16 protein-coding genes, 1 tRNA gene and 1 pseudogene are annotated in these 16,224 nt (G+C 66.5%); 7 read left to right on the top strand and 11 right to left on the bottom strand.

What is annotated here, in order from left to right; genetic code table 11:
- Positions 1-2: 2 nt before the first annotated feature.
- Entirely contained in the window at positions 3-1,490 is a 1,488-nt protein-coding gene (gene istA / locus EDF69_RS10765; RefSeq protein WP_132884630.1) for an IS21 family transposase, read from the bottom strand.
- Positions 1,491-1,550: 60 nt separating this feature from the next.
- On the opposite strand from istA, the pseudogene EDF69_RS10760 reads away from it, so the two are divergent.
- Positions 1,551-2,213, top strand: a pseudogene (locus EDF69_RS10760) (TolC family protein); the annotation flags it as partial.
- Between the two features lie 133 nt (positions 2,214-2,346).
- On the top strand, positions 2,347-4,254 hold the full coding sequence (locus EDF69_RS10755; RefSeq protein WP_132883802.1) for a hybrid sensor histidine kinase/response regulator: 1,908 nt from the start codon (positions 2,347-2,349) through the stop codon (positions 4,252-4,254).
- Positions 4,255-4,534: 280 nt separating this feature from the next.
- Here the strand turns inward: EDF69_RS10755 and EDF69_RS10750 are convergent.
- From EDF69_RS10750 to EDF69_RS10730, 5 genes are all read right to left on the bottom strand, one after another.
- Positions 4,535-4,609 (bottom strand) — tRNA-Glu (locus EDF69_RS10750).
- 403 nt (positions 4,610-5,012) lie between these two features.
- A complete protein-coding gene (gene rplI, locus EDF69_RS10745; protein ID WP_125959569.1) occupies positions 5,013-5,606 on the bottom strand; it encodes a 50S ribosomal protein L9 in 594 nt (197 codons plus the stop codon).
- Positions 5,607-5,618: 12 nt separating this feature from the next.
- A complete protein-coding gene (gene rpsR, locus EDF69_RS10740; RefSeq protein WP_125959570.1) occupies positions 5,619-5,843 on the bottom strand; it encodes a 30S ribosomal protein S18 in 225 nt (74 codons plus the stop codon).
- 12 nt (positions 5,844-5,855) lie between these two features.
- Positions 5,856-6,272 (bottom strand): 30S ribosomal protein S6, encoded by a 417-nt coding sequence (gene rpsF / locus EDF69_RS10735; RefSeq protein ID WP_125959571.1) that lies wholly within the window; start codon positions 6,270-6,272, stop codon positions 5,856-5,858.
- Positions 6,273-6,443: 171 nt separating this feature from the next.
- Positions 6,444-6,827: an RcnB family protein gene (locus EDF69_RS10730; protein ID WP_132883803.1), complete on the bottom strand. Its 384-nt coding sequence runs from the start codon at positions 6,825-6,827 to the stop codon at positions 6,444-6,446.
- A gap of 170 nt (positions 6,828-6,997) precedes the next feature.
- On the opposite strand from EDF69_RS10730, the gene fabD reads away from it, so the two are divergent.
- The 5 genes from fabD (at position 6,998) to mltG (ending at position 11,445) form a co-directional block, all read left to right on the top strand.
- Positions 6,998-7,957, top strand: a complete 960-nt coding sequence (gene fabD, locus EDF69_RS10725) for an ACP S-malonyltransferase (protein ID WP_132883804.1) — start codon at positions 6,998-7,000, stop codon at positions 7,955-7,957.
- 14 nt (positions 7,958-7,971) lie between these two features.
- Positions 7,972-8,709: a 3-oxoacyl-[acyl-carrier-protein] reductase gene (fabG, locus tag EDF69_RS10720; RefSeq protein ID WP_132883805.1), complete on the top strand. Its 738-nt coding sequence runs from the start codon at positions 7,972-7,974 to the stop codon at positions 8,707-8,709.
- 103 nt (positions 8,710-8,812) lie between these two features.
- Complete coding sequence (locus EDF69_RS10715; RefSeq protein WP_125959575.1) at positions 8,813-9,049, top strand: acyl carrier protein; 237 nt, start codon at positions 8,813-8,815, stop codon at positions 9,047-9,049.
- Between the two features lie 130 nt (positions 9,050-9,179).
- Positions 9,180-10,439, top strand: coding sequence for a beta-ketoacyl-ACP synthase II (fabF, locus tag EDF69_RS10710; protein ID WP_132883806.1), 1,260 nt, complete (start codon positions 9,180-9,182; stop codon positions 10,437-10,439).
- A gap of 37 nt (positions 10,440-10,476) precedes the next feature.
- Complete coding sequence (gene mltG, locus EDF69_RS10705; protein WP_132883807.1) at positions 10,477-11,445, top strand: endolytic transglycosylase MltG; 969 nt, start codon at positions 10,477-10,479, stop codon at positions 11,443-11,445.
- Between the two features lie 5 nt (positions 11,446-11,450).
- Here mltG and EDF69_RS10700 read toward each other — a convergent pair whose 3' ends face one another.
- Genes EDF69_RS10700 through pgl form a run of 5 tightly spaced genes read right to left on the bottom strand, consistent with a single transcriptional unit; the run spans position 11,451 to position 16,150 of the window.
- Positions 11,451-11,999 (bottom strand): nucleoside 2-deoxyribosyltransferase domain-containing protein, encoded by a 549-nt coding sequence (locus tag EDF69_RS10700; protein ID WP_132883808.1) that lies wholly within the window; start codon positions 11,997-11,999, stop codon positions 11,451-11,453.
- A gap of 8 nt (positions 12,000-12,007) precedes the next feature.
- Entirely contained in the window at positions 12,008-12,619 is a 612-nt protein-coding gene (gene eda, locus EDF69_RS10695) for a bifunctional 4-hydroxy-2-oxoglutarate aldolase/2-dehydro-3-deoxy-phosphogluconate aldolase (RefSeq protein WP_204991364.1), read from the bottom strand.
- A complete protein-coding gene (locus EDF69_RS10690) occupies positions 12,616-13,584 on the bottom strand; it encodes a glucokinase (RefSeq protein ID WP_132883809.1) in 969 nt (322 codons plus the stop codon). The genes eda and EDF69_RS10690 overlap by 4 nt, the downstream gene beginning before the upstream one ends.
- A gap of 41 nt (positions 13,585-13,625) precedes the next feature.
- Positions 13,626-15,446 carry a phosphogluconate dehydratase gene (gene edd / locus EDF69_RS10685; protein WP_132883810.1) on the bottom strand — a complete coding sequence of 607 codons (1,821 nt, stop codon included), beginning with the start codon at positions 15,444-15,446 and terminating at the stop codon, positions 13,626-13,628.
- On the bottom strand, positions 15,443-16,150 hold the full coding sequence (gene pgl, locus EDF69_RS10680) for a 6-phosphogluconolactonase (protein WP_132883811.1): 708 nt from the start codon (positions 16,148-16,150) through the stop codon (positions 15,443-15,445). The genes edd and pgl overlap by 4 nt, the downstream gene beginning before the upstream one ends.
- Positions 16,151-16,224: the final 74 nt, after the last annotated feature.

Here is a 16,224-nt window from a genome sequence, read left to right as displayed (position 1 = left end):
CGTCATGCTGCCAGCACCGCATAGTCGGCCGCGCACGTCGTTTTGACGTCCATCTTGGGCACGTGCGGATACGCCGCTAAATCCAGGCGCGGCGGACGGCGCTCGATACGCGCCAGCGCGATGAGTTTTACCGCGTCAAAACCAGGTGCGCCCAACTGGACTGCCTCGGTCACGGCATCCGTGACGATGGGAAGCGGCATCGCCTCGAGCAGCCGCAGCACCTGGATGAACTCGCGTTTACCCTTGTTGCCCATCCGGGCCTCGAGCAGGTGGCGCAGATGCTGGAAGATGTCCGGCAGGTTCCAGTCCTGAAGGGCTGCCGCCTGGTCGAGCGCACCGGGCTTGGTCTCGATGAGCGCGAGATAGTGCAGTGGGTTGGAGACGAATACGCCTTCGTCGTAGCAACGCGCGTGCCGGGCAATCTCTTCGCCCGCGCATATGATGACGACCTCGTCGACGAACCCCTTCACCATCACGTCGCGGTAGCCGTACGCGGTCGGCACCGAATAGTCGTTGGTCCGGTAGCGCACCATCGCGGTCGACGACACGCGCGCCGCGCGTTTCTCGCATGGCTCCAGTGGTACGGACGGCAGCGTGCGCAATGCCGATACGTCTGCCGCCAGCCGCTCGGCAATGGTCTGCGCGTGCTGACCGGCATGCTCGCCCTGGCGCGTACGGCAGGACTCCTCGAACCTGGCGTTCAGGACATCGAAATTGGCAGCGACCGGCACGGGCACCATGAAGTTGTTGCGCGCAAACTTCACCAGCCCCTCGACCTTGCCTTTGTCGTTGCCTCGCGCTGGACGCGCAAAACGGTCCTGAAACAGGTAGTGGCTGACCAACTCGGTGAAGGCGCGTGTGCGCTCGCGCGTTCCATCGCCGCAGATCTTTGCCACGGCGATGGTTGTGTTGTCGTAGAGGATGGACAGCGGCACGCCCCCGAAGAACGCGAATGCCGACACGTGCCCGTCAAGAAACGCCTCGGTCGTCTCGCGCGGATACGCCTTGAAGAAGCAGGCATCCGACTGCGGCAGCGACATGCAGAAATAGTGGATCTTCATCCGCTCCCCGCCGACGACCGCGACCGCCTCGCCAAAGTCGACCTGTGCATGCCCCGGCGGGTGCGCCAGCGGCACGAAGGTCTCGCGCCCGCGGGCCCTGCACAGCCGCACATGGTCCTTCACCATCGTGTAGCCGCCCGTATAGCCATGCTCGTCGCGCAGCCGCTCAAAGATCCGCTTGGCCGTGTGCTGCTGCTTGCCCGGCGCCTCGCGGTCGGCTGCCAGGATTGCGTCGATAACCGGTAGCAGCGTCCCGAGCTTCGGCTTGGTCGGAGGTTTCGTCCGGCGGTATCCAGGAGGCGCCGAATACAGGCACATCTTGCGTACCGTATCCCGGTTCAGCCCGAACACCTCCGCCGCTTCCCGGCGACTATGCCCCTCGACAAATACAAACCGTCTGACCGCTGCGTAGCTCTCCACGACAAACATCCCCGCCGCTCCGCAAAGGGAGCAGCTTACCAACTGGCCGGATTTTACTCCGCCCCCGACGGCACTGCGCCGGCGGTCCTGTGGCCTGGTTTGTCACCGCCCTTCACATCCACGCTTCGGCTGAATCAGCCGATCCCAGTGGGCGACGGAGCTGCACTGCTCGCCAGGCGTCCGGACGTCCGCGCAGCAGAGCGAAGGCTCGCCGCCGCGACCGCGCGGATCGGCGTGGCGACCGCGGACCTGTATCCGCGGATCACCCTCGGAACGTCCGGAGGTTCGACCGGGACCGATATCGGCGACGTCTTCGGTGCGGGGCCGTTGCGGTGGCTGGTGGGAGGCTTGCTGAATTGGGCGGTGAACCCGGGACCCGCGCGGGCCCGTGTGGCGGCCGCCGAGGCGGAGAGCCGAGAGGCTCTGGCAGACTTCGACGGCTCCGTCCTCCGGGCACTGCAAGAGACGGAGACGGCGCTCTCAGCCTACGCCAATGCGCTGGACCGGCGGACGGCACTCCAGGCCGCGCGCAATGAAGCGGAAGCCGCCGTAAACATCGCGCGGGCGCGGCAGCGCGAGGGCGACATCGACTCTCTCGCACTCCTCGATGCGGAACGCACCTTTGCCGATGCGGAAGCCGCGCTGGCGAACGCCGACGCCTTCATCGCCGACACCCAGGTCGATCTCTTCCGCGCCCTGGGCGGGGGCTGGCAAAATGAAGAAGCCGCATGACTGCGTAGTCCGACGCCATTTGCAAATCCTGCCGAACCGCGGATGCATGCGGCTGCGTAACGAGCTTGATTTCGTGACCGATTTGGCTGCAAGCACTGGGGTTCGGGGGCGGTGGTGATGCTTAGGATTTGGAATGGCCGCATCGGCGTTTGAGGATCATGTCGCGAACCGCCGGTTCGAGCTGCTGGTACAGTCCGTCACCGACTACGCGATCTACATGCTCGATCCGGAAGGCCGCATCGTCACCTGGAACGCTGGTGCCGAACGCTTCAAGGGCTATTCCCCCGACGAGATCGTCGGCCAGCATTTCTCGCGCTTCTTCACCTCGGAGGATCGCACGGCGGACCTGCCGGGGCGGGCGCTGCGGATCGCCGCCCGCGAAGGCCGGTTCGAAGCCGAAGGATGGCGCGTGCGCAAGGACGGCGGGCAATTCTGGGCGCATGCCGTTCTCGACCCGATCCGGGCCGAGGACGGGACGTTGCTCGGTTATGCCAAGATCACGCGCGACATTACTGAAAAGCGCCGGCTAGAGCGCGCGACGTACGACAGTGAACTCCAGTTCCGCCTGCTCGTCCAGGGCGTGCGCGACTATGCGATCTACATGCTGGATCGCAGCGGCCGGATCACGAGCTGGAATTCGGGTGCACGGGCGATCAAGGGGTATGAGGAAGCGGAAGTGCTGGGCCAGCATTTCTCACGCTTCTACACCGAAGAGGACCGCGCCCGCGGTGCGCCGGCGGCAGCCTTGGCCACCGCTCTGGGCCAAGGCAAGTTCGAGGCCGAGGCGCAGCGGGTCCGAAAGGACGGTTCGCTGTTCTGGGCGCATGTGGTGATCGATCCGATCTACAACGGCGCCGGCCAGCACGTTGGCTTCGCGAAGATCACGCGCGACATCAGCGAGAAGGTTCGTGCAAGCGACGAACTGCGACAGACCCAGGCTGCCCTGCTCCAATCGCAGAAGCTTCAGGCGCTGGGTGAGCTGGCAGGGGGCATCGCGCACGACTTCAACAATCTGATGACTGTCATGCGCGGCGCCGCCGACTTTCTCTTGCGGCAGCCGGATCTGCCGGTCGAAAAGCGCAGCCGCTATTTGCATGTGATGCTGGAAACCGCCGAGCGGGCGACGAGCCTCACCTCACAGCTTCTTGCCTTTGCCCGGCGCCAGCCGCTGGAGCCGGAGGTGATCGACCTGAGCGTCCGCCTGGATGCGCTGGGCGAGATGCTCCAGCGCACGCTCGGGAGCCAGTACGACCTGCAGCTGGACCTGTTTCCGGCGCTCTGGCGGGTCGAGATCGATCCCACGGGCCTTGAAACGGCGCTTCTCAACGCGGTGCTGAACGCGCGCGACGCGATGCCGAACGGCGGGCGCATCACCATCTCGACCCGCAATTGGTCGACGCCCAGCGGCGACATGGTCCGGCTGTCGATCAGCGACACGGGCGAGGGTATTCCCCCCGAGCGGTTGGAGCGCGTCTTCGAGCCGTTCTTCACCACCAAGCCCACGGGCAAGGGGACGGGGCTCGGGCTCTCGCAGATCCACGGGTTCGCCGTGCAGTCCGGCGGCGCCGTCGAAATCGAGTCGCAGGTCGGCGTCGGAACCGCGGTGCACATGCTTCTGCCGCGTACGGAAAAGGCGGCCCGCGACGACGTCAGTGACGCAGGGGATATCTCGATTCCACACGGGCTTCGGGTACTGCTGGTCGAGGACAGTGAGCACGTCCGCTATTTCGCCCGCCAGCTGCTCGAGGATCTCGGCTGCGTGGTCACCCAGGCGTCCGATGGCGAAGAAGCGCTGGCGCTGCTCCAGTCGGATACGTTCGACATCATCTTCTCGGACATCGTGATGCCCAGGCTCAGCGGGCTCGACCTGGCGCAACGCGCGAGGGAACTCGGCTACTCGCTGCCGGTGCTGCTCGCGAGCGGCTACAGCAGCAAGCAGTTTATCCCTGCCGACGAGCGCGAGTTTCCGATCCTCCGCAAGCCCTACAAGCTCGAGACTCTCGCAGCAGGAGTGAAGCAGCTGCTGGAGAACCGGGCCTAACGGGGTAGGGCGTGTGCGCAGCGAGATCAGGAAGCGGGTGAGCGCCTGAGCAGGGGCCGCCGAGAGGCGTGTTTACGGCGCCGCGACCTTCGCCAGGCCACCGCCGTCTGCCAGCTTTGATATAGGTGCGGCAGGTGCCGGGTATAGCCCGTCCGCGCTAGCCCATGCGATGATCCCGCAGGCACCTGCCATGCGGCGGCTGCCGCGTATTCCGTCAGGAGAGCTGAATGCTGGTGCCTCTAGTGAGACTTGTCACCCGCAGTGGCGTTTGCGCCGAAGATGGTGACCCCTACGAGAATCGAACTCGTGTTTTCGCCGTGAGAGGGCGACGTCCTAACCGCTAGACGAAGGGGCCAATCGCTTGGTGAGGTGGCCGTTTACGGTCGGAGGCTGAGCACGTCAAGCAACCAATTCGCTTCGCCATCTCTTTTTCTTAACTCTCGGAAAGCGCGAGGAAAAACGAGTCTTCTGGCTCCGCGTTTCCGAGCTTGCACTGATGCGGAGCCCGGACTTGCCGTTCATCCTTTGGCAACCTTTCCCTCGGTCGCGCATTGAAGCAGCAACAACCTTGTAGGTGATGTGATGTTCAAGTTCGTTCCCGTGGTCTTCGCTTCGGTGCCCCTGGTGGCGGTGGTCAGTGCCTATGTGATGGTGCACTGATCGAGCCCTGGAGCGCTCGCTCCCGCGGAGAAGGCAAAAAGAAAGGGCCGCCGGGGTGATCCCGGCGGCCCTTCCTGTTTTGCGTTGCCGCGAGTGGCTTAGGCTTCTTCGCCCTCGACCGGCGCTTCGTCGCGCGCGATCTCGCCCGGCTCGGCGTTGGGGTCATAGTCCTCGGTGAAGCCGGCGGTGTCCTGCTCGAACATCGCAGCCATCACGTCGACGCCCTGCGCCTGCATGTCGGCCTCTTCCGGCGAACGTGCGACGTTGACCTTGACGGTCACCGCGACTTCCGGGTGCAGCGCGACGCGGACTTCGTGCAGGCCGATCGCCTTGATCGGGCGATCGAGCACGACCTGTGCCTTGTTGACCTTGTGGCCATCGGCAACCAGCGCCTCGACCAGGTCGCGCACCGCGACCGAGCCGTACAGCTGGCCGGTGTTCGACGCCTGACGGATCAGGGTCACCGACACGCCCTCGAGCGTCTTGGCTTCGGCCTGTGCGTCGGTGCGACGCGAGGCGTTCTCGGCCTCGATGCGCTCACGGTTGGCTTCGAAGACCTTGCGGTTGGCTTCGTTGGCGCGCAGCGCCTTCTTGCGCGGGAGGAGGAAGTTACGGGCGAAGCCGTCCTTCACCTTCACCACGTCGCCGATGTGGCCGAGCTTCTCGACCCGCTCCAGCAGAATGACGTCCATGTCGGGCGCTCCTTACTTCACGATGTAGGGCAGCAGGCCCAGATGGCGTGCGCGCTTGATGGCCTGGGCCAGTTCGCGCTGCTTCTTTGCGCTCACCGAGGTGATGCGCGACGGGACGATCTTGCCACGCTCGGACACGAAGCCCTGGAGCAGACGGACGTCCTTATAGTCGATCCGGGGAGCGTCCTTGCCCGAGAAGGGGCAGCTCTTGCGGCGGCGGAAAAACGGTCGTGCCATGATGATGCTCCTTTACGCTTCTTCGCGGCGCGGGCCGCGGTCCTCGCGGGGACCACGATCGTCGCGGTCGCGGCCGCGACCACCACGGTCGCCACGCTCCGAACGCTCGCTCTTGCGCATCATCACGGTCGGGCCGTCTTCCAGCTTGTCGACCTTGACAGTCATGAAGCGGATCACGTCCTCGTTGATCTGGGTCTGGCGCTCCAGCTCGGCGACCACGCCTGCCGGCGCGTCGATCTCGAGCATGACGTAGTGCGCCTTGCGGTTCTTGGCGATCCGGTAGGCCAGCGAACGCAGCCCCCAGGTCTCGGTCTTCACGACCTTGCCGTTGTTGTCTTCGATGATCTTCGTGGCGGTTTCCGCCAGCTGGTCCACCTGCGCCTGTGCCAGATCCTGGCGCGCAAGGAACACATGCTCGTACAGAGCCATGCTGCTTACCTATGTTGGCCGATCGCTGACGCCGCCCCGTGCGGCGCCCCTCCGGCTGTCGTCCCAAAATCAAACGAGGGCGGAAGGACGTGCCTTCCACCCCCGAGGACCCGTGCCTGTACCGCAAAAGCGGCGAAAGGCAAGGTGTTTAGTTGGCGAACCCGCCTGCGATCAGTTGGCAAGCACGCCGCCGATCACGGCTCCGATCAACCCGCTCGTCAATGCGACCAGCACCGCGTCATTACCCGACTGCACCCACTGGTAGCCGCGGGGCGGAGCATAGAGCCGGCTGCTGCCGCGGTAGTCGATCTGGCGATAGTTGCGGGCGTAGCGGCTGTCGAACCGTTCGCCGCGCTGCCAGCTGCGGACGTTCTGATACTGCTGGCGGCTGGGCTGCTGCTGATAATGGCGCTGGGGCGTGCGGGTCACCTGCTTCTTGACGACGGTGGTCCGCTCCACGGTGCGGTGCGGTCCATGGTCCGAACGCTGCGGCGCGGCCATGGCGGGCGTCGCGAGCAGCGAAGCAGCGACGGCGGCGAGAACGAACTTCTTCATGGGAACCTACTCCTTCATCACCCTCAGTGGCGATGAAGGCAATCTGGGGGTTGGCTGTCGCAAGCGTTTGTCGTCGATGCCGCAAAATGGTCGCAACCTGTCGCGGCCCATGGGCTTGCGTTCATCTTCGTGCTCGGCCTAACGGCGCCTCACGTTTCAAGGAGAGGCACGTGCGCGCTTTCATCTTTCCTGGCCAGGGGAGCCAGTCTGTCGGCATGGGGGTGGCGCTCGCCGCTGCCTCGCCCCATGCCCGCGAGGTGTTCGGAGAGGTCGACGACGCGCTCGGCCAGAACCTCTTCCGGCTGATGAGCGAAGGCCCGGCCGACGAGCTGACGCTGACCGAGAACGCGCAGCCGGCGATCATGGCAAACGCGATCGCGGTGTTGCGCGTGCTGGAGAAGGAAGGCGGCGTGCGCCTGGCTGAGAAGGCGGACTTTGTCGCCGGCCATTCGCTGGGTGAATATACCGCCCTTTGCGCAGCCGGCGCCTTCGACCTTGCAACCGCCGCCCGGCTGCTCAGGCTGCGTGGACAGGCGATGCAGGCAGCGGTGCCGCTGGGCGAAGGCGCCATGGCTGCGCTGCTGGGCGTCGATCTGGAGAAGGCGCAGACGATCGCCGACGCTGCCGCCGATTCGATCCTGGCCGAGGGTGGGCCGCAGCTCGTCTCCACGGTCGCGAACGACAATGATCCGAGCCAGGTGGTGATCTCCGGCCATCGCCAGGCAATCGAACGCGCGGTGGCGCTCGCCAAGGAAATGGGCGCCAAGCGTGCGTTGCTGCTGCCGGTTTCGGCGCCGTTCCACTGCCCGCTGATGCAGCCGGCGGCAGAGGCGATGGAGAATGCGCTGCTCGACGCCGACCTGCGGGCACCGCTGGTACCGGTCTATGCCAATGTCGATGCAGTGGCGATCGCCGATCCGGGTGCGATCCGCGTGGCGCTGGTACAGCAGGTTACCGGCATGGTGCGCTGGCGCGAATCCGTGCTGGCGATGCAGGATGCCGGCGTGAGCGACTTCGTGGAGCTTGGCGGCAAGGTGCTGGGGCCGATGGTCAAGCGGATCGCACCCGACGCGACCACGACCAGCGTCGTGACGATGGACGACATCGAGGCGCTCGTAGCGCGCCTTTGAACAGGGATCAGGATATGTTCGATCTTACAGGCATGACCGCGCTGGTGACCGGCGCGTCGGGCGGCATCGGTTCGGCGATCGCCAAGGCTCTGGCGGGGCAGGGTGCGCGCCTCGCGCTCTCGGGCTCCAACCTCGACAAGCTCGAGGCCTTCAAGGCGGAGCTGGGTGGCGATCACGTGGCGCTGCCGTGCAATCTCTCCGACGGCGCCGCGGTGGACCAGCTCGTGCCCCAGGCGGTGCAGGCGCTGGGCAAGCTCGACATCCTCGTCAACAATGCCGGCGTCACCCGCGACAATCTGGCGATGCGGATGAAGGACGACGAGTGGGATCAGGTGATCCGCGTCAACCTGGAGGCGGCGTTCCGCCTCGCGCGCGCTGCCGCCAAGCCGATGATGAAGGCCCGTTTCGGACGCATCGTCTCAATCACCTCGGTGGTGGGCCAGACCGGCAATCCGGGCCAGGCAAACTACGCCGCGTCGAAGGCGGGCCTGGTCGGCATGTCGAAGGCGCTGGCGCAGGAACTGGCGAGCCGCGGGATCACCGTGAACTGCGTGGCTCCGGGCTTCATCCGTTCGGCCATGACCGACGTGCTGCCCGACGCACAGAAGCAGGGGCTGCTGGGCAAGATTCCGGCGGGTGACCTCGGCACCGGCGAGGACATCGGTGCAGCCGTCGTCTATCTCGCCAGCCGCGAAGCGGGCTACGTCACCGGCCAGACCCTGCACGTCAACGGCGGGATGGCGATGATCTGACGTCCGGCACGCTCCGGCGCGCCGGGGCCCTTGCAAGCGAACGGACGCCGTTCTAGGTGCGTTCAGGAATACGCGTTACTGCATTTTGAAAGAGGAACAGGGAATGAGCGAGACCGCCGATCGCGTGAAGAAGATCGTCGTCGAGCATCTGGGCGTCGAAGCCGAGAAGGTGACCGAGGACGCCAGCTTCATCGACGACCTGGGCGCGGACAGCCTCGACATCGTCGAGCTGGTCATGGCGTTCGAGGAAGAGTTCGGGGTCGAGATTCCGGACGACGCCGCCGAGAAGATCACGACCGTCAAGGACGCGATCGCTTACATCGACGAGCACAAGGGCTGAGCCTTGCCGGCCCGGTCGCACTAAGCGACGGGGCCGCGGCTGACGCCGATCAGGAACGGCCCTCCGTCCCGCCGCGACAAGCGAGGGGCGGGGGGCCGTTCGCATTTGAGAGCACAGACGGAGAGTTGCCATGCGCCGCGTAGTCGTGACCGGCCTCGGCCTCGTCACCCCGCTGGGTGCCGATGTCGAAACGGCCTGGAAGAACATCATCGCCAGCAAGTCTGGCGCCGCCACCATCACCCGCTTCGACGCGACCGATTTTCACAGCAACTATGCCTGTGAGGTGAAGCCGGCCGACCATGAGTATGGCTTCGACCCGAACAAGCGCGTGGACCACAAGGTCCAGCGTCAGGTCGATCCGTTCATCGTCTATGGCATCGATGCCGCCGGTCAGGCGATCGAGGACGCCGGCCTTACCGACATGAGCGAGGAGGAGCGCTACCGCGCCGGTTGCTCGATCGGCTCCGGCATCGGCGGCCTTCCGGGGATCGAAAGCGAGTCGCTGGTGCTCGCCGCCAAGGGTCCGAAGCGCGTCTCGCCGCACTTCGTGCACGGTCGCCTCATCAACCTGATCTCAGGCCAGGTCTCGATCAAGTACGGCCTGATGGGGCCGAACCATGCGGTGGTCACCGCCTGCTCGACGGGTGCCCATTCGATCGGCGACGCCGCCCGGATGATCGCAATGGACGACGCGGACGTGATGCTCGCGGGTGGTGCCGAAGGTGCGATCTGCCCGATCGGCATCGCGGGCTTCGGCCAGGCGCGTGCGCTGTCGACCGGGTTCCGGGACGATCCGACCAAGGGCAGCCGCCCTTATGACCGTGACCGCGACGGCTTTGTCATGGGCGAAGGCGCGGGCGTGGTCGTGCTCGAGGAGTATGAGCACGCCAAGAAGCGCGGCGCGAAGATCTATGCCGAGGTCATTGGCTATGGCCTGTCGGGCGACGCCTATCACGTGACGGCACCGCATCCGGAAGGTTCGGGCGCGTTCCGCTCGATGGAGATGGCGCTGCGCAAGTCGGGTCTGTCGCTGTCGGACATCGACTATATCAACGCGCACGGGACCTCGACGCCGCTCGGCGACGAGCTGGAATTGGGGGCGGTCCGCCGCCTGTTCGGCAGCGCGATGGACGGGGTCTCGATGAGCTCGACCAAGTCGGCGATTGGCCATCTGCTCGGCGGCGCGGGTGCGGTCGAGTCGATCTTCTGCATCTTGGCGATGCGCGACGGTATCGTTCCGCCGACGCTGAACCTCGACAATCCCAGCGAGAATTGCGCGGGCGTGGACCTCGTCCCGCACGTGGCCAAGGAGCGCAAGGTCAAGGCGATCCTGAACAACTCGTTCGGCTTCGGCGGCACCAACGCCTCGCTGGTGATGAAGGCGATCTGATGAACGACGCATCGCCGCACACCAGGATTTGCGGCTGATGCGCCGTCCGGGATGTCTGGGAATGGTGCTCGCGCTGGCGTTGCTGGCTGCCCTCTTCGGGGTGGCCAGCAGCTGGACCGGTGCGGGCCCCGCAGAGAAGAACCTGGCGGTGGTGGTGCCCAGCGGCGCCAGCCTTTCCCGCGCGGCGACCGAACTGGAGAAGGCTGGCGCGATCCGCTCTGCCAACCGGTTCCTGTTGTTCGCCCGCGTGTTCGGCTCGGACGCTCCCATTCGCGCGGGCGAGTATGAGGTTCCAGCGCACGCGAGCCAGTCCGATGTGCTCGAGCTCCTCCAGAGCGGCAAGGTCATCCAGCGTCGGGTCACCGTGCCGGAGGGCATGCCCTCTGTTCTTGTGCATGAGACGCTGATGCGGGCGCCGTATCTCACGGGGTCGGTTGCGATCCCCGAAGAAGGCAGCGTCCTTCCGGACAGCTACAATTACCAGCGCGGTGACACCCGGCAGCAGGTCCTGAACCAGATGCAGAAGGCGATGCGCGACTATCTCGCCGCCGCCTGGAAACAGCGCAAGCCGACGGCCGCAGTTCAGACCCCGCGTGAGGTTCTGACTCTCGCCTCGATCGTGGAGAAGGAGACCGGCAAGGCGGCCGAGCGCCGCATCGTCGCAGCCGTCTACAGCAACCGGCTCAAGCAGGGCATGCCGCTGCAGGCGGATCCGACCGTCATCTACCCGGTGACCAAGGGGCGGCCGCTCGGCCGGCGGATCCTGCGATCGGAACTGAGCGCGAAGAACGGCTACAACACCTACGCATCTCCCGGGCTGCCGGTCGGTCCCATCGCCAACCCGGGGCGGGAGTCCATCGACGCGGTGCTCAATCCCGCCGCGACCAGCGCGCTCTACTTCGTCGCGGACGGCACGGGCGGGCATGTGTTCGCGGACACGCTCGAACAGCACAACGCCAACGTGCGCAAGTGGTACGCGATCCGCCGCGCTCGCGGGGAGATGTAGATCGTCTAGTTCGGTCGCTTGGCGCCCGTGAGCCGCCGGCGTACTTCCGCGGTGAGCGCTTCCATGCTGTCCACCTGCCGGATGCCGTAGCGTTCGGCAGTGATGTCGACGTTGCCCTTGCGCCAGAAGCCGGGTGGGCACAGCACGATCAGCTTGCCCGACCGCGCATGCAGTCCCATCTCCAGCAAGCTGACGGGGCTTTGGGTGGCGGGTGCGAGATAGAGAACGATGACGTCGGCGGACTCGAGCGCGCTAAGTTCCCACTCGACCTGTTCGCGGAAGTGGGGTTCGCTCGCATCGGGCTTCCAGGCCGGGTTCCAGTCCGTCCGACGCGGATTGAGGATCGTCACATCGAGGTCACCGAGTGCTTTCACGAACTCGGCTTGCCAGTCCGTCGCCTTGCCCATGTCGATGCTGCCGGCCAGGAACACGCGCGGGTGCGCATGATCCTGGGGAAGCGGCGCGGGGGACGTAATCAGCCGCGGCTGGGCCGCAGCCGTCCCCGAGAGGACGACCGCGAGCGCCGGCAGCAGTGCGGACAGCAGGCGACCCACGCCTGATTTCAGCCCTTCAGCTCAGCAGCCGCACGCGCCTTTGCCTCGACTTCTTCCATCGTGCCGGTCGCAAGCCAGCTGCCGCCGACGCAGAGCACCGGATCGAACGCGAGCCATTCGGGAGCGCTCGCGAGCGTGATGCCGCCGGTCGGGCAGAAGCGCGCCTGGTAGAAGGGAGCGGCCAGCGCCTTCAGCGCCTTCAGCCCGCCCGATGCCTCTGCGGGAAAGAACTTGAAGTGGGTGAGGCCGAGGTCGAGCCCGCGCATGATATCACCCGCGTTGGCGATGCCCGGCAAGAACGGCACGCCGCTCTCGATGATCGGTGCCGCGAGCTTTTCGGTCAGACCCGGCGACACGATGAACTCGGCGCCGGCGTCCACGGCGTCTGCGAACTGCTGCGGGTTCACCACCGTGCCCGCGCCGACGATCGCGCCCTCGACCTTCTTCATCTCACGGATCGCGTCGAGCGCAGCCGGAGTGCGCAGCGTCACCTCCAGCGTCCGGATCCCGCCGCGGACCAGAGCCTCGGCAAGCGGCCGGGCCGTCGCGGCGTCTTCGATCACCAGCACCGGAATGACCGGACCCGCGTTCATGATGGTCTGGATCTCGGGGAAGGTCATCGTGCGTGCTCCTGGGCAAAGGCAGCCGCGGCACCGAACAGGCCGGGCTGGGGATGGGTGATTATCTTGACGGGGATCGTGTTCATCAGCTGCTGGAAACGCCCCTTTGCCACGAAGCGCTGGCCAAAACCGGATTCGATCAGTCGATCCTTGAGGCGCAACCCGAGACCCCCGGCAATGACGACCCCGGTCGGCCCGTGTGCGAGCGCGAGATCGCCGGCGACCCCGCCGAGCGACACGCAGAAGCGGTCGAGGGCGGCGACGGCGAGCTTGTCCCCGCCCTCGAACGCGAGCTGCCAAAGCCGTTTGTCGTCCAAATGGACGAACGGCTTGCCCTCGATCTGCGCCAGCGTCTCGTAGATGTGGACGAGGCCGGGACCCGCGCAGACCCGCTCGGCCGATACGCGGGTATAGGTCGGACGGAGGCGGCGGATGATCGCGTCGTCGATCTCATCGAGCGGCGCATAGTCCTGATGCCCCCCCTCGGTGGCGATGACGTGGTACTCGCCGGCCTCGCGATACACCTGCGCTACGCCCAGGCCGGTGCCTGGGCCGCAAACGGTGAGGGAGCCGCGCTCCGGGAAGGGTACGTCCGGGCCGCAGAGATGCACATAGGCGTCTCCGTCGAGCTGCCCGACAGCGTGCCCAATCGCGCCGAAGTCGTTGATGAGCGAATAGGCGTCGACGTCCAGCCGCTCCTTGATGAGCGGCGGCCGGATGATCCACGGGTTGTTGGTGAGCTTGATGAGCTCCGGGTTGATCGGTGAGGCGAGCGCGATCGCCGCCGCGCGCGGGACCGGGCGGTCCAGCTGCTCGGCAAAGGCTGCCCAGGCGAGCGGGAAGGTGGCGTGTTCGGCCACCTTCTGCGTCACCGGCTCGCCGAGGTGGACGACGCGGCCGCCCTCTACCTCGGCAATGGCGAAGCGCGCGTGCGTGCCCCCGATATCAACCGCAACGACTTCCATTCCGCATCCTCTCCCTGTGCCCGGTTTTCCGCGGGTCGTTTTCAGAAGCCTGCCATCGCAAGCATCGCCGAAGCGCCGGCCTCGGCCTCGCTGGCGCCGTGGCGCATCAGCGCGAACAGCTCGCGGCCGGTGCCGTCCGCAGCCGCCGGTGCCGGCGCCAGTTCGCGTGCGTCCCACTCCGCCGGATCCACCAACGCGGTGAGCACCCCCGCTTCGGCATCGAGGCGGACGATGTCGCCATCGCGCACCTTGCCGATCGGACCGCCGCCCAAAGCTTCGGGCGACAGGTGGATCGCGCACGGCACCTTGCCGCTCGCGCCCGACATGCGACCGTCGGTGACGAGCGCCACGCGGAAGCCGCGGTTCTGGAGCACGCCGAGCGGCGGGGTCAGCTTGTGGAGTTCGGGCATGCCGTTGGCGCGCGGACCCTGGTGGCGGACGACCACCACCACGTCGCGGTCGAGCTCGCCGGCCTTGAACGCTTCCTGCACCTGCGCCTGGTCAGAGAAGACCCGGGCGGGCGCCTCGATGATCCAGCGGTCCCGCTCGACCGCCGACACCTTGATGCAGGCGCGGCCGAGATTGCCCTGGAGGATGCGGAACCCGCCTTCCGGCGAAAAGGGCGCGTCAACGGTGCGGACGATCGCCTCGTCCCCCGAACGCTCCCCATGCTCGCGCCAGACGAGCGTGTCGGCCTCGACCTCGGCCTTGCGGCCGTAGGCGGCCATGCCGTCCTTTGCGATCGTCATCACGTCGCCGTGCAGCAGGCCTGCGCCCAGCAGTTCGCGGATCACGAAGCTGGGGCCGCCGGCATCCTCGAACATGTTCACGTCCGCGGCGCCGTTCGGATAGACGCGCGCAAGCAGCGGCACGGTCTTCGACAGCCGATCGAAATCCTCCCAATCCAGCACGATGCCGGCGCAGCGTGCGATCGCGGGCAGGTGGATCAGGTGGTTGGTGGAGCCGCCGGTCGCCAGCAGCACGATGGCCGCGTTGACGATCGCCTTTTCATCCACGCAGCGTCCGAGCGGACGATAGTCTTCACTATCCCAGCCGATCTCCGCCAGGCGATGCACCGCGGCGCGCGTCAGTTCCTGGCGCAGCCTGGTGCCCGGGTTGGCGAACGCGGCGCCGGGGACGTGCAGGCCCATGGCCTCCATCATCATCTGGTTCGAGTTGGCGGTGCCGTAGAAGGTGCAGGTGCCCTTGCCGTGATAGGCGGCGATTTCCGCGTCGAGCAGTTCCTCGCGCGTCGCCTTGCCCTCGGCATAGCGCTCACGGACCGCGGCCTTGTCCTTGTTGGCGAGGCCCGACCGCATCGGGCCGCCGGGCACCATGACCATCGGGAGGTGGCCGAAGCGCAGCGCCCCCATCAGCAGGCCCGGCACGATCTTGTCGCAGATGCCGAGCAATGCTGCGCCCTCGAACATCCCGTGGCTGAGGGCGATTGCCGTCGAGAGGGCGATGGTGTCGCGGCTGAACAGCGACAGTTCCATGCCAGGATAGCCCTGGGTTACGCCATCGCACATCGCCGGAACGCCGCCGGCCACCTGCGCGGTGATGCCCGCCTCGCGCGCCCAGACCTTCATCTGCTCGGGGTAGCGGTAGTAGGTAGCGTGCGCGGACAGCATGTCGTTGTAGGCGGTGACGATGCCCACGTTCATGTTCTTCGCCGGGCGCATGAAGTCGCGATCTTCATCCGTGCCCGCATAGCCGTGCGCGAGGTTCGCGCAGCCCAGCATCGGCCGGTCGACGCCGCTCTCGCGCTCCCGGTCGATCAGCGACAGATAGGCTGCCCGGCGGTCGCGCGAGTTGGCGATGACGCGGTCGGTGACCGCCGCGATTTCGGAGTGCAGCGTCATGATTCGCTCCAGTGCACGTCGACGGGCAGTTCGACCTCGGACAGCACGCGCCCGATCGGCAGCGTCGAGCCGGCGCCCTCGCTGATCGCGCGCTCCAGCACCTCGCGCTTCTTCGTGCCGCTGATGGCGATCATCAGCGAGCGCGAGGAGGCGATTGCGGAGTGGGAAAGGGTCACGCGACCGACCGGCGCCTCTGGCGGCAGCGGGTCCGGCATGACGCCAAGCGCACGGCGCTCCTTGGGGCCCTGAAGCGCTTCGTCGAGATCGGGTCCGGGGAAGATGGACGCGGTGTGCCCGTCCGTTCCCATGCCGAGAAGGCAAAGGTCTAGCGGCCAGTGCACGTCCTGAAGGCGGGCATCCGCTGCCCGGCCTGCCGCGCGATAATCGGCCGCCTTTTCGCTGGTCAGCGGCAGCACGCGTGCGCCCTTGGGCAGGAATACCTTGGCGATGCCCGTGACGTTCGACAGCTCATCGCCCATCGGCACGAGACGGTCATCGGTCGGGACGATCGTCACCCGCTTCCAGTCGAGCTTGGCCTTCGCCAGCTTCTCGTAGATGGGCTGGGGCGTCTTGCCGCCCGGCAGCGCGATCACCGCCGCGCCGCGGGCGTCGATCGCGCTTTCGATGATGAACTGCACGTCCCCGGCGACGGCGTCGGCCATCTCCGCCGCGTCGTCATATTCCCACCATTCAATCTCGGTCATTCGATCATCCTGCTTGCCGGCCGCCGGCGCAGGACCGGAGCTGGTCCTGCGCTCCTCTCCGAACCAACGGAGCG

Source organism: Sphingomonas sp. JUb134 (assembly GCF_004341505.2).
Taxonomy (GTDB): domain Bacteria; phylum Pseudomonadota; class Alphaproteobacteria; order Sphingomonadales; family Sphingomonadaceae; genus Sphingomonas.
The sequence above is the reverse complement of the archived record's forward strand: the minus strand, read 5'-3'. Positions and strand labels throughout refer to the sequence as shown.